Origin of the sequence: Rhodanobacter panaciterrae, assembly GCF_014651895.1 — a bacterium.
In the GTDB taxonomy this organism is placed as follows: domain Bacteria; phylum Pseudomonadota; class Gammaproteobacteria; order Xanthomonadales; family Rhodanobacteraceae; genus Rhodanobacter; species Rhodanobacter panaciterrae.
Window position 1 is genome coordinate 987,026 of sequence record NZ_BMXT01000001.1, and the last position, 15,537, is coordinate 1,002,562.

Consider the following 15,537-nt stretch of genomic DNA (forward strand, 5'->3'; position numbering starts at 1 on the left):
CAACTCGCTTTAACCCCCTTCCCGCAGCTATCTCGCATCGCAACGGAGCACGCCATGACTGGACGACGGTTTTTCCTCCTGCTCGGAACCCTGCTGGCGCTGGCCGGCCTTGGCAACGTCGGTTCGGCCATGGCGGCCGCCAGTGACGCCACCGCGATCCGGCAGGTGATGGATCAGCAGCAGGCGGTGTGGAACCGTGGCGATGTCGTGAGCTTCATGCACGGTTACAAGGATGCGCCCGACACCACCTTCGTCGGCACCGGTGTGCGCAAGGGTTATCAGACGATTCTTGAAAGCTATCGCAAGCACTACGCCAACAAGGCGCAGATGGGCCGACTCACGTTCTCCGACTTCGACGTGCGTCTGCTTCCGGATGCACATGGCGAAGTGCGCTACGCGGCCGTGACTGGTCGCTTCCATCTCGATCGCACGGCTCACGGCGAAGCCGCCCAGGACGACGGCGTGTTCTCGCTGCTGTGGGAGAAGACGGCCGAAGGCTGGAAGATTATTCTCGATCACAGCAGTTGACGCTTTCTCCATCAACGCCCGCATGCAAGGATGTTCACTTGCCGGAGCAATGGCTGTCGACGTGGGGTGTGGCATGGGCAAGAGCAGGCTTGAAGCGTTCAGCGATGGCGTGATCGCCATCATCATCACCATCATGGTGCTGGAGCTGAAGGTGCCGGAGGGGCATTCGCTCGCTGCCCTGCTGCCACTGACGCCGGTGCTGCTCAGCTACGTGTTGAGCTTCGGTTACGTCGGTATCTACTGGAACAACCACCACCACATGCTCTTGATCAGCCACAAGGTGAGCGGGGCTGCGTTGTGGGCGAACCTGCACCTGTTGTTCTGGCTGTCGCTGTTCCCTTTCACCACGGCATGGATGGGCGAGAACCACGTCGCTGCCGCACCGACGGCGGTGTATGGCGCGGTGCTGCTGATGGCTGCCGTGGCTTATTGGGTGCTGCAGCAGGCGCTGGTCGCGGCCGATGGTTCCGACTCGGCACTACGGCGCGCGATCGGCTCCGACTGGAAGGGCAAGCTCTCGCCGGCGCTCTATCTCGCGGGAATCGCCCTGACGTTCTGGCAGCCGTGGGCCGCGCAGCTGGTCTATGCACTGACGGCGTTGCTGTGGCTGATCCCCGACCGGCGCATCGAAAGCGTCGTCCAGGAATGATAGCGCGGCGTGTTTATTTCTCCACGAGCGCCTTGAGCCGCGACAGCGCCGTGTCCCACTGGCTGGACACCAGCTCGATGTAGCTGCGGATGTCTTCGATCGGCTGCGGATTCAGCACGAACAGGCTTTCCCGGCCTGCGCGCTCGCTGCGCACGACCCGGGCGCCTTCGAGCACGCGCAGGTGTTTGCTGATGGCTTGTCGGGTCAGCGAGTGACCCTCGCTCAATTGAGCGATCGAGCGACGCGACCCGTCGCAAAGTCTCGCCACCAGCGCCAGCCGCGTCGGATCCCCCAACGCGGCGAACACGGTCGCCGCTTCGGCGGATCGACGGGCGATCCGGGTCTGGGCGTTAGCGGCCATGAGCGGTTTCACCGGAGCCTGCATCGACATGACGGCGAATGTTCTCCATCTGCTGCGCCCAGCCGTTGTCGTTCATGCGGAACGCCTCGGCGCGGCGATGAGCCGGGATACTGTCGAAGCCCGATTCGATCAGGGTCAGTACGGTGCATTCTCCCTTGGGCTCAAGGCGGAGCTCGATCAGGGTCTGCGGCTCGGTCGAGTAATCGACATCCGGCTCGATCGCGTAAGGATGCCAGGTGAAGGAAAACAGCCGTTCCGGCTCCATCTTCTGCACGACGGCGCGCCAGGTGACGTGCTCGTAGCCCGGATGGGTTATCTGGCCGATCGCTTCCTTGCCCGGCTCGAAGGGCCCACTCATGTTTACCCGGAACCATGCGCCGAATTCACGGTAGTCGGTCAGCGCGCGCCAAACCCGCGACACGGGTGCCTTCAGTTCAATGCGTTTCTCGATGCGATCGCTCATATGCCACCTCCTGGTTGCATATGAGCATGCGCCCATGCAGAGGATTAATGCAACCTGTAGGTTGCTTTTTGCCGAGGCGTGACCTGATTGAAAAAGATCCTGGCGCGGTACAGCTTGACTGGCTGCCGCCATCGTTTTTTGCTGCCCGTACACGTGTCCGGACAACAACGCGATCGTCCGCGGACAGCCGCTCTTCCTTGGGAGCATCGAAAGAAATGGCTTAGCAACGCGGTTTGCCGGGTTTTGTGCGGTTGGCACGGCGCTTGCCATCTACTTCTCGAAAGCTTCATGTCACCACAACCAAGGAGAGCCACCATGAAATTCGAGTCCCTGATGTTGCAGAGCCTTTTCGGTGCCTGCCTGCTGGTCTGCGTGCTGGTCCTGGGCGCCATGCTCACTTCGCACGCGAGCGTGCCCAGCGTGGCAGCTGGCCATGCCCGTGTGGCGACAAGCTCGGCCAGCTGATTCGGTGAAACCTCCAGCAGTCGTTTCGGAGTTCGCGTTGAATTACGCTGACTGTCACCGTTTTCGCCCGTGCCAGGAGATCAATGTGTCGATGGATAGAAACCCGGCCTGCTGGCTGTTTTCAATGTTGTTCTGCTGGACTTCGCTGGCCACCGCACAGCAGGCACTGGCACCGGTGGAGGCACGCGTACCGTTTGCTCCGGCCGCATTTGTCGGCAGTGATGAGCTGATGCATCTTGCTTATGAGCTGCATCTCACCAGCATCTACGGCGACACCGGTCCGCTGATGCCGCAGGGTCTGGACGTCTACGCGGGCGATAGCGGCACGCCACTGGCCGGCTTCAGCGCCATTGATCTGGCGGCGATGAGCCGGCCCGCACCGGCCGAACATGCGCCAGTGACGATCGAAGCAGGCAAGCGCGTGGTGATCTATGTCTGGCTGACGCTGCCGGCAGGGAGCGCAGTGCCACATACCTTGCGTCACCGAATCGCATTTGCCACCGCGAAGCACACGACCGAGTTGCTCGATGGCGTGCGCGTGCCGGTGAACACTGAGGCGCCCATGCTGATCGGGCCGCCGTTGCGCGGTGGACTCTGGCTGGCGCACGAGGGACCTGGCAACGCGCATTCGCATCACTGGGGCAGCCTGGTGGCGGTGAACGGGCAGGTGACCATTCCGCAGCGTTATGCGCTGGACCTGGTGGGCGTTGATCCGCAGGGTCACGCGATGCGTGCGGGCGTGAAGGATATCGGCAAGACGCGCCATGCGGACTGGATCGGTTACGGCGCGGACGTGCTCGCGGTGGCCGATGCCGTGGTACGCGACATGCGCGATGGACAGGTGGAACACCCGCCGCTCAGCCCGCAGTCAGAACCCGAATCACTGACCGCACATGGCCTGTTCGGCAACTACGTCGTGCTGGAGCTCAAGCCAGGTGTGTACGCCAGTTATGCGCACCTGCAGCGCGGCAGCGTGAAGGTGCGCGCGGGCGAGCGTGTTCGTCGTGGACAGTTGCTGGGACGCCTGGGCCAGTCCGGCAATTCTGCCGCTCCGCATCTGCACTTCCAGCTTTCCAGCGCGGCCACGTTCGAAGGTTCGGAAGGCTTGCCGTTCGCCTTTGACCACTTCGATCTGCTCGGACCGGAAACCGAGCCGCAGTTGTTCGGTCAGGGCGAGCCGTGGAAGTCTGCGACTCCCCGGCAGCATCAGGCGCAGTTGCCGTTGAACGATGTGGTGATCGAATTTCCGGCGCCTCGCTGAGATGACTGCAGGGGGCTGAAGCGGCTCAGAGAAAAGTCGGGACAACCGTTGCCTTTCTGTCCATGGCAAACTTTTCCGCCAGCATCTGATCGGACAGCATTGCGAGATGACCGCTACCGAACTCGACAATCCCTTCTGGTCGTCACTGCGCAGCCGGCATCGCGCACTGGCGCGCAGCCATGGCGATGCGGTGCGTTATCCGGCGGAGTTCGCGCCGTTCCTGGGCGTGGTGAGCGCGCAGGCGGATGTGGCCGAGGCAGTCGCGTCGCTGATCGATCCGGGTGAATCCGTCTACATGCTCGGCGTGGCGCCGACGTTGCCAAATGAGTGGCGTGTTGAGGCATATGGCCCATTGGCGCAGATGATCTGCACGGCACCGATCCCGGTGATCGACGGGCCGGAAGTGATCGAGTTGTCCGAGGCGCATCGCGCCGATGTGCTGGCGCTGACCGCGCTGGTGTATCCGCATTATTTCCGCCCGCGCACGATGGAGCTGGGCCGCTACTTCGGGATCTATCAGGGCGGCCGACTGGCGGCGATCATCGGCGAGCGTCTGGGCATGGACGCGTACCAGGAAATCAGCGCCGTCTGCACGCATCCGGACTTCAACGGTCGCGGCTACGCCCGCCGCCTGCTGGCGCTGCTGTCGAACGACAATCTCGAACGCGGCCGCATACCCTTCCTGCACGTGAGCCACCAGAACCAGCGCGCGAAGCTGCTGTACGAACAGGCCGGTTATCGGCTCCGCCGTGACATCGAGTTCTGGTCGCTGAGCCGGACGTAGATTTGTCCTCACGCAAACATTGGGTGGGCGGAGAGAATCCATCGGCGTCGCCGCGGGGTGTCATCGCCCGCCGCCCGAAGATGTGGTCTGATCATGCAACCTACACCACGTTGCCATGACTACGCAGGCCATCATGTCCCAACCTCTTGTCGACCCCTGGCTGTACTCCATTGCCCTGCTGCTGGGTCTGCTGATCTGCGTGCAGGCCGGCTTTGTTCTGGGTAGGCGCTACGGCGTCAAAGGCGATGCCAACACGCTGAGCGGAGCGGTGTTCGGTTTGCTGGGACTGCTGCTGGCGTTTTCGTTTTCCGGGGCAGCGGGTCGGTTCGAACATCGGCGAGAGTTGATTACGCAGGAGGTCAATGCCATCGGCACGGCCTACCTGCGCATCGACCTGTTGCCGCCGGCAGCGCAGCTGCCGTTGCGCGAGGCGATGCGCCGGTACGTGCAGCAGCGGCTGGACACTTATCAGGCCACGCCGGGCTCCGCGGCTGCGGCCAAGGCGTGGGTCGACAGCATGGCCACGCAGCAGCAGATCTGGACGCAGGCCACCACGGCGGCACAGGCCTCGGGCAATACCGCCACGTTGAGCCTGATGGCGTCTGCGCTCAACGAGATGTTCGATATCACCACCACGCGACTGGCGGCCACGCGCGACCATCCGCCGGCCGTGATCGACCTGATGCTTTTTCTGCTTGCGCTGATGTCGGCCCTGCTGGCCGGTTATGGCATGGCGGAGGGCGAGCGGGTGCCCTGGCTGCAGGTGATGGTGTTTGCGGTGGCGCTGACGGTGACGGTATTCGTCATCCGTGATCTCGAGTACCCGCGTCAGGGCCTGGTTCGGGTGGATGCCGCCGATCAGCTGCTCATCGAGACGCTGCAGGGCATGACGCCAAGGTAAAAACTCTCTGCGTTGCATGTGGGGTCGAATGCTTTGCTGCGCCGGTCCATGGTGTCGGGCAGCAAGGTATCGCCCTGGCCGGGTGATCCGGCCTGTGATCTGTTTCAGGTCGGCTTGACATGTAACGAACGTTACATGTAACGTTCGTTACATGCAGACACGAAAAGAAATCCTCACCGACGAGCTCGTCGACTACCTGCTCGAACATGGCCTGTCGGATCTCTCGCTGAGGCCGTTGGCCGATGCGCTGGGCACCAGCGCACGCCTGCTCATCTATCACTTCGAATCAAAGGAAGGCCTGCTGACCGAAGTACTGGACAGCATGCAGACGCGTCTGCGGCAGTCCTTTGGCAGCCTGGTCGAGCGGCGGGCAGGGCAGTCGGAGCGACCGCTGAAAATGTTCTGGGACTGGGCGATCACGGACGAAAACTATCCGTACTTCAAGCTGCTCTACGAGCTGCAGATCCTCGCCGTGCAGAATCCCGCCGTCTACGGGTCATACCTGCAGCGCAATGCCTCGAACTGGTCGGAGCTGATCGCGACGGCGCTGCCGGAAGCGGAACGGACTCCGGCCATGGTTACCTTGCTGGGTGCGGTGTTCGACGGACTGTTTCTGGAGTTGATGAGCACCGGCGACAGGAAACGGACCACCCAGGCTGTCCTGCAATTCATCCAGCTGGTCGACGAGGCTCGCGCAGCACGCCCGGCTTCCAAGAAGAAAACCGCGAAAGCATCGAGTACGAGGCGAGGCTGATTTCATGTCGACGACTGCTGCACAAATGATGAGCCGGCAGAGGAAGCCGTGGCTGCTCGGCATCGGAGGATTGCTGCTGGCACTCGGCGGCATCAGCCTGCCGTTTGGAACGTGGGATCACGCGTTTGCCAGCGTCGGTCATATGGCGGCCAATGAGCTGGTCTACTGGGGTCTGGTCGCGGCGATCCTGCTGTATGTCGTGCTGATCGAGCGTCGTCCGCTGACCTCCATCGGACTGCGGAAGCCGAGTGGCAAGGACATCCTCGCGGCGCTGGCGACTGGCATCCTGATGGTTGCCGTGCTGGGGGTGATGTATCTCGTCGTGTTCCCGGCGCTGCACTGGGACGAGACGCAACAGCTGCAGACCCTGACGGCGGTGCCGTTCTGGCTGAAATTCATTTCGGTCGTGCGTGCAGCGGTATCCGAAGAAATCCTGTTTCGCGGTTATGCGCTCGAACGGGTACAGGAACTGACCGGCAGCCGCAGCGTGGCGGGCATATTCACCTGGGCCGTCTTCACGCTTGAGCACCTCAGTTACTGGGGTTGGCACCATCTGCTGGTCGCGGGTGCGGCCGGTGCGTTGCTCACGCTGCTCTACCTGTGGCGCCGCAACCTGTGGGCCAACATGCTGGCGCACTTCATGGTCGATGCTGTCGGCTTTCTACTGGGATAAGCCGGCCGCCATGATCGCGCGGTGACGCCGGCGCGCCGGGCCAGACAGTCGATAGAGCAGCAGATCGGTATGGTTCACTTGATCTTGCCAGGTAACAGCTCAATCTGATTCGCTTGTCACCTCATCAGCAGGAGCAAGCCATGCCCGACCTCTCCAACTTCCCGATCGCGACGCGCTGGCCGGCGCAGCATCCGGACCGCATCCAGCTGTATTCGCTGAACACGCCGAACGGGGTGAAGGTGTCGATCATGCTGGAGGAGGCCGGACTGCCGTACGAGCCGCATCTCGTCGACATCATGAAAGACGAGAGCCACACACCGGAGTTCCTGTCGCTCAACCCGAACGGCAAGATTCCCGCGATCATCGATCCAGATGGTCCCGGCGGCCAGCCGCTGGGCCTGTTCGAATCGGGCGCGATCCTGCTGTATCTGGCGGACAAGACCGGCAAGTTCATTCCGGCCGATCCGGCACGACGCTGGGAAACCATCCAGTGGGTGTTTTTTCAGATGGCCTCGATCGGTCCGATGTTCGGCCAGGTCGGTTTCTTCAACAAGTTCGCCGGCAAGACATACGAGGACAAGCGGCCGCTGCAACGCTATGTCGCCGAATCGAAGCGGCTGCTTGGCGTGCTCGATACCCGGCTGGATGGCCGCGACTGGATCATGGGTGACGACTACTCCATCGCCGACATCGCCACACTCGGCTGGGTCAACAACCTCATCACGTTCTACGAAGCGCGCGAGCTGGTCGAGTTCGACAGCTTCAGGAACGTCTCTGCATGGCTCGAACGTGGATTGGCTCGGCCTGCGGTAAAGCGCGGCCTGGAAATTCCCGGCCGAAGCTAGTTCGATCGAACTGACCGAATAAAGAGGCCCGAGACACTCCCGTGCATGAGTGTCTCGGGTTCTTTCAAGCGATCTGCCGTCGACTCTTGTACGAGGCAGATCGCTGGCAACGACTCGGCAGGAACAGCGCCATCATCCTTTCGTTGAAATCCGGCGGTCACTCGCGCTGCTGTGAAGGTTCGTGCGAGCACGGCCCTTGTCGCCGCACGTTGTTGCGAATGGCTGTCAATAGCCCGTCACCTCCACCCAATACCGTGAATCCGCTTTGCGTACGTATTCCCTGTGTTCGTACCCACTCTGGAGATCACGATGATGAAGACCCTGTCCCGTCGTTCAAGCCGTCGGCATATGGCGACGGTCCTGACGCTTACCGCCCTCGCAGCCTGTGCCTCCGCTTATGCCGGTGATTCTTCGCACGGCCGCGACTTTCATTTCTGGCCGGGCAACCTGGTCGTGAGCCGCAGCGTCTACGACAACAAGGCCAGCAACGTGCAGGTCGGCATGATCCTGCCGGTGAATTGCGCAGCCACCACCGGCGGCTGCAGTGCATCGACCGGTGCACCGTACGACGGCACGTACCCGTACGTGTTCAACAACGATCTCTATGACGGCAGCTTCGGTATCACCGCGCGCATCTATCTCGACCAGATCACGCCAAACGGTGCGCTGGTCAATTCGCTGGAAGTACCGAACAGCCAGTTGCCGACAGCCATGGCGGGCGAGCTGGTCACCAGCTTCAGCTCGAAATCCGAGATCGCGCTGAATCTTTCATTGGACCGCAAGCACCTGACCTTCATGGGCTATGTGGCGCCGGTCAATGCGCTCGACGTGTCGAATTCGAACACGCCCGGTGCCGTCGATCCGACCAATCCGGATGGGCAGAATTTCTACCGTGCCGTGGCCACCGTCAATCGCGAGGGTCATTTCAGCTTCACGGAAACCAATGCGTACAGCGGCAACAACGGCCGTGCGGCGATCCTGGACGATCGCCACGGCGCCAACGTGTTCTACACCAGCGGCAATGCCGGCAACGGCAGCAATCCGCAGCCGGACGGCGTGATTCTTGGTGCAGGTGCGCAGTTCATCACGCGGGCACCGTTGCCGGAGGTGCAGCAGCAGCCGGGCGCCAGCACGCCGGTAGCCAGCTTCTCGGTCACCGAGTTGGGCAAGAAGGCCGACAAGATCGGCAAGGACGACAATTTCCGCGGCATGACGGTGTTCAACAACGTGCTGTATTACACCAAGGGCAGCGGCAGCAACGGCGTGAACACGGTGTATTTCGTCGATACGACCGGGACTGCGTGCCCGAACGGCGTCGGTGTGCCGGCGGCTGGTGCAACCTTGCCGAGCGCGCCGCTTGCCTACAATGCGGCCACGTTGCAGAGCAGCGGCCTGCCCAGCAACATGTGCATACTCGCCGGGTTCCCGTCGACGCCGGCCAAGACGGCGACGACGCTGAGCTATCCGTTCGGAGTCTGGTTCGCAGATGCGAACACGCTGTACGTGGCCGATGAAGGCGATGGCTACGCCGGTGGTGCCGACCTGTATACACACGCGGCGGCGCAGACCACGGCCGGTCTGCAGAAGTGGGTGTTCAATGCCACCACCAAGAGCTGGACACTGGCCTATACGCTGCAGGCCGGTCTGGATCTCGGTCAGCCTTACACGGTGCGTGACTATCCGGTCGGCACCAACCCGGCCACCAGCCTGCCGTGGTCGCCGGCGTCCGACGGCCTGCGCAACCTCACCGGCCGTGTCGATGCAGATGGCCGTGTCACGATCTGGGCGGTGACCTCGACCGTCAGCGGTGGCGGCGATGTCGGTGCCGATCCGAATCGTCTGGTGGCGATCCGCGACAACCTGAAGAACACCAGTGCGGCTGCTGCATCACAGGAGAAGTTCATGACGTTGCGCTCGGCACAGTTCGCTGAAGTGCTGCGCGGCGTGTCGTTCACGCCGGACTCGGACGCACGCCGCGACGGCTGGCACTGAGCTCATGTGAGTGCAGAGTGTCGATGCATCGCATCGACACTCTGCAGCAGCCCCTGCAAAAAACGGTGCGCATAGGAGCGCGCCAGGACGGTTGCCTCGCCATTGCCCCAGACTATGCCGTGGAATGCCCGCACCGATACGTAAGCTCGGGCGTTGCATTTTCTCTGCACGAAGGGTGATGAAATGAACCGTCGAAATCTGCTCAAGGGCGCCGCGGCTGTTGCCGCGGCGCTGGTGTTTAAGCTGGCGTTTGCCGTGGATGCTGCAGAGGAAGCTGCGACAACGCGCCTGGCCGCGCTGGAGCGCCGGCATGGCGGCCGTCTGGGTGTGGCGATTCTTGATACCGGCAACGGGCGCCGCATCGGACATCGAGCCGACGAACGCTTTCTGATGTGCAGCACCTTCAAACTGCTGGCGGTGGCTGCAGTGTTGGCGCGCGTCGATCGCGGCGTGGAACAGCTGGGCCGGCGCATCGTGTTCGGCCGGGACGCACTGCTGGCGTATGCACCGATGACCAGCCATCGCGTGGGTGCGCCGGGCATGACGGTGGCCGAGCTGTGCCAGGCCGCCATCACGGTGAGTGACAACACGGCCGCGAATCTGCTGCTGGCCAGTTTGGGCGGGCCGGCTGCGGTGACCGCTTACGTGCGCAGCCTCGGTGACGACGTAACTCGGCTCGACCGGATCGAGCCCGAGCTCAACGTGGCCAGCCCGGGCGATCTGCGTGACACCACCACGCCCAGTTCCATGCTGGCGGACCTGCACACGCTGCTGCTGGGCAACGCGCTGTCCGCGGCGTCGCGCGAGCAACTGGCCACGTGGCTGCAGGCCACCAGCACGGGTACCGAGCAGTTGCGTGCCGGCATGCCGAGCGGCTGGCGAGTCGGCGACAAGACCGGCAGCGGCGCCAAGCGCGAAACCAACGACATCGCCATCGTCTGGCCGCCGCAACGCAAGCCGCTACTGGTGACGGCCTACTACGCAGGGTCGACGGCTGAGGCCGACGGACGCCATGCCGTATTGGCCGAGGTGGGCCGCATCGCCGCATCGATCTAGGACGAGAAGCATTCCGCACATCGTCTGCCAAGGCGCACACAATGCTTGGTGTGAGCATTGGCACCATACAGGCCGCCAGTCGCATCCTCGATTCTTGATGATTCCCCTGCAGGAGATGTTTCATGGCATCGATCGAACCACCGTCGCTCTATGCGGCTTCTGTGCGCCGGATGCATTGGACGATATTTGCACTGGTCCTGTTGGCTTACGTCTGCATCAACCTGTTCGAGCAGTTTCCCAAGGGCAGTGCTACCCGCGGCAACGTGCTGGCTGCGCATTACACCGCGGGACTGGCGGTGCTGCTGCTGGTATTGCCACGGTTGCTGCTGCGTTTGCGCAACGGACGGCCGCCGATCACGCCGCCGCCACCGCGCTGGACCGAGCTGCTGGGCAAGATCACGCACGTGGCGCTGTACCTGTTCCTGCTGATCCAGCCGATCCTCGGCATCATCACGCTGCAGGTCGGCGGCAAACCGGTAACCCTGTTCGGCGTGACCTTGCTGCCTTCGTTCGTCAGCCTGCCGGACCGGGCACTGTCGCATCGGCTGGAAGACCTCCACGGCACCATCGGCACGATCTTCTACTACGTGATCGGGCTGCATATCCTGGCCGCGTTGTGGCATCACTTCGGTCGACGTGACGACACGCTGAAGCGGATGCTCTGAACGCGACACGGCACTATTTCCGTTTTATTTCTATGTGACCCTTGCAGAGATCTCCCGCGTGCACCGACGCCATTCCGAAAGACACCGCACTGGCCGCATGGGCTGGTTGCGCGCAGCCGTGCTTGGCGCGAACGACGGCATCGTCTCCACCGCGAGCCTGGTGCTGGGCGTGGCGGCCGCGCATGCCAGTGGGCAGAACATCCTGATCGCCGGTATCGCCGGGCTGGTGGCAGGTTCGATGTCGATGGCCGCCGGCGAGTACGTGTCGGTGCATTCACAGGCCGACAGCGAGCGCGCCGAACTCGAGCGCGAACATCACGAGCTGCAGACCGATGTGGAGGGTGAGCACAAGGAGCTGGCGTCGATTTACGTGGGCCGCGGACTCGACCCGGCACTGGCCAGACAGGTGGCCGAGCAGCTGATGGCGCACGACGCGCTTGATGCCCACGCACGCGATGAGCTCGGCATCACTGAAGCGTTCAGGGCGCAACCACTGCAGGCTGCCGGCGCATCCGCGCTGAGTTTCGCCATGGGCTCCGCACTGCCCCTGCTGGTGGTGGCATTGACCCCGACCGCCATGCTGTTGCCGCTGGTGTTCGCCACGTCGCTGGTGTTTCTCGCTGCGCTCGGCGCGCTGGCGGCACGGGCCGGCGGCGCGAAGATGGGCGTCGGTGCCATGCGCATCACGTTCTGGGGCGCGCTGGCGATGGCAATCACCGCCGGCGTCGGCATGTTGTTCGGCGTCAGCGGCTGACGCCATGCAGCCTTACTCTCCCGGGCGATAGACCCGCTCGGTATGTCCCTTGAGCTGCTCGGGCCAGAAGTAGACCGTGCGCAGGTTGCCCGTGGTATAGCGTTCGGCCTCGTCGTTGAAATGTTTTGAATCCGGGTGGCCGCTCTCGCCGCCGGCGGTGATCGCGCGGGCGCGGACCTTGGGGCCGAATTCGACGACCGCTACGAAGCTGTTGCCGCTGGTGCCGTAGTAGCGCTTCGTGCCCGGCCAGCGATGCGCGCCGAATGAGGCGAGCGAGCCCCAGCGTGACGAGGTGAACGGCACCGGGATGCTGGGCTTGGCATCGTCGAACGGCTGCACCAGGTCACCGTTGATGCGCTGGTAACGATTGATCTCGCCCCACGGCACGCCCCAGCTGCCGAAATCCTTTTCCAGCCGGTCGGACGCCTCGACCAGCGCAGCCAAGCGCGCCTTCGCACCGGCTTTCTCGGCCATGACGTCATAGATCGACAGGCCTTCGGCGGTATCGGCCTTGTTGACCTTGTCCCACAGGATGTCGCCCCAGAACACCGCGAGCGAGGTCGGCATCGAGGCGATGCCCCAGCGATAGTCCCAGTGGCGCAGCAACGCGATCTGGCCGGCGAGTTTGGTTTTGAGCGGATCGTTGGCCGGCAGCGCGTCGTAGTCGGCCACGAGGATCGGAATCTGTCGTGCAAAAGCCGGCAGGTAGGAATCGAACGCGGCGGTGATCAGCGACGGCAGCGTGAAGTCTTGCTGGCCGGTCAACACGCGGGTGGCGTGCAGTCCGCGCGGATTCTCGCCAGCGCGGTCCATGTAGCGCGGGTAATCCGTGCGCTTCGGGCTGTCGGGGCCGGCAGCGGAATACGGCCAGTCATTGGTGTTGAAGATCCAGCCGTTCGGCGGATTGAGCAGGTGTGGCGCGGCGTCGAGCGGCAGCAGGCCCTGCCAGTCGGTGGCCGGATCGCTGCCGTCGACCGGCTTCGTATAGTCGAAGCGGTCGTCGCGCTTGGGGATGAACTGCGGATGCAGATAGGCGATCTCGCCCTTGTCGTCGGCGAAGATCGTGTTGTTCGACGAGTTCGCTTTCAACTCGGCGACCTTCATGTAGCTGGCGTAATCGCTGGCCTTGGTGCGCAGCCAGCTCTGTTCGAGCGCTTCCATCGGCTTGTTCATCAGCGCGGTGGCGATCCACTTGCCATCCAGCGCACGCACGATCGGACCGTGATGCGTGGCGTAGGTGGTGAAGCTGCGCTCGGCCATCGAGCCGTCCTTCGCGCGATAGGGCACGTTGACGGTGCGCGTGGTGACCGGGCGCAGTGCCTGGCCGTAGCGATAGAACAGCTTGCCGTCCTGGTGCACGATCGTCTCGGCGAACTCGTCGACCGCGTCGAGGCCGGTCGACGTGTGCATCCAGCCGATGTGGTGGTTGAAGCCCTGGTAGATGAAGAACTGGCCCCAGGTGACCGCGCCATAGACATCCAGCCCGGCGTCGCTGGTCATCTGCAATTCCGAGCGGAAGAAGAACGAGGTGTGCGGATTGATCAGCAGCAGCGCATGACCGTCGGCGCTGAGCTTGGGCGCGATCGCGATGCCGTTCGATCCGGTCGGTTCCTGCCAGCTCGACGGCGGTGCGACCCGTGCCAGCGCCAGAGGGTTATGTCCGTAGAAGGCTTCGAGCCGGTCCAGCGACACGTCTTCGATATCACCGCCGATACTGCCTTCGCTGAAGCTCAGCGCCATCCACGGTTCGAAATGCGTGATGACGCGCGGATGCACGTCCGGATGCGTGGCGAGGTAATAGTTGAGCCCATCGGCCCAGCTGTTCATCAGCGCCTGCAGCCAGCTCGGGCTCTTCGCGTAGAGCGCCTTCAACACGACCGGGTCGATGAACAGTTTCATCCGCAGGTCCTGCCAGATCGCGGATTCACCCTCGGCCTCGGCGAGCCGACCCATCGCATTGAGGTAGTTGGTCTCGACCCGGTTGAAGTCGTCCTCAGCCTGCGCATAGGCCATGCCGAACACCGCGTCGGCATCGGTCTTGCCGTGCACGTGCGCGATGCCCCAATCGTCGCGGGTGATCGTGACGGCCTGTGCCTCGTGCTGCCAGCGCGCTTCGTCCGACGTGCGCGCCTGAACAGTGGCGATCAGGCACAACGCGAGCAGCGTCGCCGCGGTCAGCAGACGCGCCACACCGCAGGCATGGGTCAGACGGAACAGATTTTTCGTGGTGTGTGCCAGCATCGGTGCCCCCTTTCAGATGCGGTTGCTACCGCCACTTTGCCGGGGCGTTGAGCAACGAGCCACGGGCGCCACGAATTGTCCATCGGGCACCACGCGAATCTGGCAACACTAGCAGGGGCAGCGTCTGGTCTGTCGCATCGGCGTTTCCAGATCCAGCACGGCGCAACTATTTCAATCCAATCGTATGCAAGAACGAATCGACCGCATCGGTATAGCTGCCGGGCGTGCCGAGTTGCTGGTTGATTTCCATATGCGTCTTGTCGACCGGCAGGACCGTGGCGCGGCTGCCCAGCGCGATGGCTTTGGCGGCAAACGCGTCGGCCTGGGGACAGGAGTTGCTGCGTCGACTCGAACAAACCAGCAACATCGGTATCGATGCGCGGCTCACGCGCAGGGTGGGCGAGGCTTCGCGCCAGAGATCCTGATCGGCATGGAACACGCGATCGTAAAGACCAAGGTGATGCGACTGCATGAGCAGGACGACGTTGTACGCCGCGCTGTCCAATGACACTGTGCCGAGCCAAGGTCGGGCACCCTGGTGCGTCGCGATGGCTGGGTCGGCGCTCAGCAGCGATACCAGATGGGCGCCGGCGGAATGTCCGATGAGTACGAACCGGGCCGGGTCCGCCCCCCAGCGATTGGCATGGCTCTGGGCAAAGGCCAGTGCCCTGGCGACATCGTCGGCCTGCTCGACAGGGTTGGCCGATGGCGACAGGCGATAGTTGGTCGACATCACGATGTAGCCCGCGGGCAGCCAGTGCGCCACCTTGTTGCTGACCACGCCGCTCGAATCCTTGTCGCCAAACATCCAGGCGCCACCATGAACCATGAAGATGACCGGAGCATGCTCGGCATGCGGCGGCAGATAGACGTCCAGACGTTGCGCTGGATCGGGTCCATAGGCGATGTCGCGTTCGACCCGCATGTCGGCCGGCAACGGCATGGCGTGACTTGCGGCGGCGATGCGACGCTGGGCGGGCCCCTCGCGCAGGGACTGGCCGATCGCATGGCCGGGCGTTACCAGTAGCATGCCGAGCAGAAGGGTGGCGACGCACTTTGCTGCAGTCGATGCTTGCATGGGAAACTCCGTTCGGGATATTTGATGCCGGCTATCCGCCATTGCAGCGTTGATGTGCTTCAACGCT

17 protein-coding genes are annotated in these 15,537 nt (G+C 63.2%); 13 read left to right on the forward strand and 4 right to left on the reverse strand.

The window, feature by feature from the left end; translation table 11 throughout:
• Positions 1-54: 54 nt before the first annotated feature.
• On the forward strand, positions 55-528 hold the full coding sequence (locus tag IE071_RS04560; RefSeq protein WP_189439946.1) for a YybH family protein: 474 nt from the start codon (positions 55-57) through the stop codon (positions 526-528).
• A gap of 73 nt (positions 529-601) precedes the next feature.
• Positions 602-1,177, forward strand: coding sequence for a TMEM175 family protein (locus IE071_RS04565; RefSeq protein WP_189439947.1), 576 nt, complete (start codon positions 602-604; stop codon positions 1,175-1,177).
• Positions 1,178-1,190: 13 nt separating this feature from the next.
• Here IE071_RS04565 and IE071_RS04570 read toward each other — a convergent pair whose 3' ends face one another.
• Entirely contained in the window at positions 1,191-1,538 is a 348-nt protein-coding gene (locus IE071_RS04570; RefSeq protein ID WP_189439948.1) for an ArsR/SmtB family transcription factor, read from the reverse strand.
• Positions 1,528-2,001 carry an SRPBCC family protein gene (locus tag IE071_RS04575; RefSeq protein WP_189439949.1) on the reverse strand — a complete coding sequence of 158 codons (474 nt, stop codon included), beginning with the start codon at positions 1,999-2,001 and terminating at the stop codon, positions 1,528-1,530. The genes IE071_RS04570 and IE071_RS04575 overlap by 11 nt, the downstream gene beginning before the upstream one ends.
• Before the next feature lie 315 nt (positions 2,002-2,316).
• Between IE071_RS04575 and IE071_RS04580 the strand changes: the two genes are divergently transcribed.
• From IE071_RS04580 to IE071_RS04630, 11 genes are all read left to right on the forward strand, one after another.
• A complete protein-coding gene (locus IE071_RS04580; RefSeq protein ID WP_189440972.1) occupies positions 2,317-2,466 on the forward strand; it encodes a hypothetical protein in 150 nt (49 codons plus the stop codon).
• 91 nt (positions 2,467-2,557) lie between these two features.
• Entirely contained in the window at positions 2,558-3,727 is a 1,170-nt protein-coding gene (locus tag IE071_RS04585; protein ID WP_189439950.1) for a M23 family metallopeptidase, read from the forward strand.
• Between the two features lie 106 nt (positions 3,728-3,833).
• Positions 3,834-4,511, forward strand: a complete 678-nt coding sequence (locus tag IE071_RS04590; protein ID WP_189439951.1) for a GNAT family N-acetyltransferase — start codon at positions 3,834-3,836, stop codon at positions 4,509-4,511.
• A 133-nt stretch (positions 4,512-4,644) separates the two neighbouring features.
• Entirely contained in the window at positions 4,645-5,412 is a 768-nt protein-coding gene (locus IE071_RS04595) for a bestrophin-like domain (RefSeq protein ID WP_189439952.1), read from the forward strand.
• A 151-nt stretch (positions 5,413-5,563) separates the two neighbouring features.
• Positions 5,564-6,166: a TetR/AcrR family transcriptional regulator gene (locus tag IE071_RS04600; RefSeq protein WP_189439953.1), complete on the forward strand. Its 603-nt coding sequence runs from the start codon at positions 5,564-5,566 to the stop codon at positions 6,164-6,166.
• 4 nt (positions 6,167-6,170) lie between these two features.
• A complete protein-coding gene (locus IE071_RS04605; RefSeq protein WP_189439954.1) occupies positions 6,171-6,839 on the forward strand; it encodes a CPBP family intramembrane glutamic endopeptidase in 669 nt (222 codons plus the stop codon).
• Positions 6,840-6,979: 140 nt separating this feature from the next.
• On the forward strand, positions 6,980-7,684 hold the full coding sequence (locus tag IE071_RS04610; RefSeq protein WP_189439955.1) for a glutathione S-transferase N-terminal domain-containing protein: 705 nt from the start codon (positions 6,980-6,982) through the stop codon (positions 7,682-7,684).
• 309 nt (positions 7,685-7,993) lie between these two features.
• The gene (locus IE071_RS04615; RefSeq protein ID WP_189439956.1) at positions 7,994-9,676 is read left to right on the forward strand and encodes a hypothetical protein; all 1,683 of its coding nucleotides are present in this window, start codon (positions 7,994-7,996) and stop codon (positions 9,674-9,676) included.
• A 153-nt stretch (positions 9,677-9,829) separates the two neighbouring features.
• Positions 9,830-10,732 (forward strand): class A beta-lactamase, encoded by a 903-nt coding sequence (gene bla / locus IE071_RS04620; protein ID WP_343226474.1) that lies wholly within the window; start codon positions 9,830-9,832, stop codon positions 10,730-10,732.
• Positions 10,733-10,854: 122 nt separating this feature from the next.
• Positions 10,855-11,397 carry a cytochrome b gene (locus IE071_RS04625; RefSeq protein WP_189439958.1) on the forward strand — a complete coding sequence of 181 codons (543 nt, stop codon included), beginning with the start codon at positions 10,855-10,857 and terminating at the stop codon, positions 11,395-11,397.
• Between the two features lie 97 nt (positions 11,398-11,494).
• Positions 11,495-12,151, forward strand: coding sequence for a VIT1/CCC1 transporter family protein (locus tag IE071_RS04630; RefSeq protein WP_229792751.1), 657 nt, complete (start codon positions 11,495-11,497; stop codon positions 12,149-12,151).
• 12 nt (positions 12,152-12,163) lie between these two features.
• On the opposite strand, the gene IE071_RS04635 is transcribed toward IE071_RS04630, so the two are convergent.
• Both IE071_RS04635 and IE071_RS04640 read right to left on the reverse strand, forming a co-directional pair.
• A complete protein-coding gene (locus IE071_RS04635; protein ID WP_189439960.1) occupies positions 12,164-14,392 on the reverse strand; it encodes a penicillin acylase family protein in 2,229 nt (742 codons plus the stop codon).
• Between the two features lie 166 nt (positions 14,393-14,558).
• Entirely contained in the window at positions 14,559-15,533 is a 975-nt protein-coding gene (locus tag IE071_RS04640; RefSeq protein ID WP_189439961.1) for an alpha/beta hydrolase, read from the reverse strand.
• Positions 15,534-15,537 lie beyond the last annotated feature (4 nt).

What these genes read in the sequence shown, in the direction of transcription:
- IE071_RS04560 (WP_189439946.1), top strand. Translation starts at nt 55, where the DNA reads ATGACTGGACGACGGTTTTTCCTCCTGCTCGGAACCCTGCTGGCGCTG.
- IE071_RS04565 (WP_189439947.1), top strand. Translation starts at nt 602, where the DNA reads ATGGGCAAGAGCAGGCTTGAAGCGTTCAGCGATGGCGTGATCGCCATC.
- IE071_RS04570 (WP_189439948.1), bottom strand. Translation starts at nt 1,538, where the DNA reads ATGGCCGCTAACGCCCAGACCCGGATCGCCCGTCGATCCGCCGAAGCG.
- IE071_RS04575 (WP_189439949.1), bottom strand. Translation starts at nt 2,001, where the DNA reads ATGAGCGATCGCATCGAGAAACGCATTGAACTGAAGGCACCCGTGTCG.
- IE071_RS04580 (WP_189440972.1), top strand. Translation starts at nt 2,317, where the DNA reads ATGAAATTCGAGTCCCTGATGTTGCAGAGCCTTTTCGGTGCCTGCCTG.
- IE071_RS04585 (WP_189439950.1), top strand. Translation starts at nt 2,558, where the DNA reads ATGGATAGAAACCCGGCCTGCTGGCTGTTTTCAATGTTGTTCTGCTGG.
- IE071_RS04590 (WP_189439951.1), top strand. Translation starts at nt 3,834, where the DNA reads ATGACCGCTACCGAACTCGACAATCCCTTCTGGTCGTCACTGCGCAGC.
- IE071_RS04595 (WP_189439952.1), top strand. Translation starts at nt 4,645, where the DNA reads ATGTCCCAACCTCTTGTCGACCCCTGGCTGTACTCCATTGCCCTGCTG.
- IE071_RS04600 (WP_189439953.1), top strand. Translation starts at nt 5,564, where the DNA reads ATGCAGACACGAAAAGAAATCCTCACCGACGAGCTCGTCGACTACCTG.
- IE071_RS04605 (WP_189439954.1), top strand. Translation starts at nt 6,171, where the DNA reads ATGTCGACGACTGCTGCACAAATGATGAGCCGGCAGAGGAAGCCGTGG.
- IE071_RS04610 (WP_189439955.1), top strand. Translation starts at nt 6,980, where the DNA reads ATGCCCGACCTCTCCAACTTCCCGATCGCGACGCGCTGGCCGGCGCAG.
- IE071_RS04615 (WP_189439956.1), top strand. Translation starts at nt 7,994, where the DNA reads ATGATGAAGACCCTGTCCCGTCGTTCAAGCCGTCGGCATATGGCGACG.
- IE071_RS04625 (WP_189439958.1), top strand. Translation starts at nt 10,855, where the DNA reads ATGGCATCGATCGAACCACCGTCGCTCTATGCGGCTTCTGTGCGCCGG.
- IE071_RS04630 (WP_229792751.1), top strand. Translation starts at nt 11,495, where the DNA reads ATGGGCTGGTTGCGCGCAGCCGTGCTTGGCGCGAACGACGGCATCGTC.
- IE071_RS04635 (WP_189439960.1), bottom strand. Translation starts at nt 14,392, where the DNA reads ATGCTGGCACACACCACGAAAAATCTGTTCCGTCTGACCCATGCCTGC.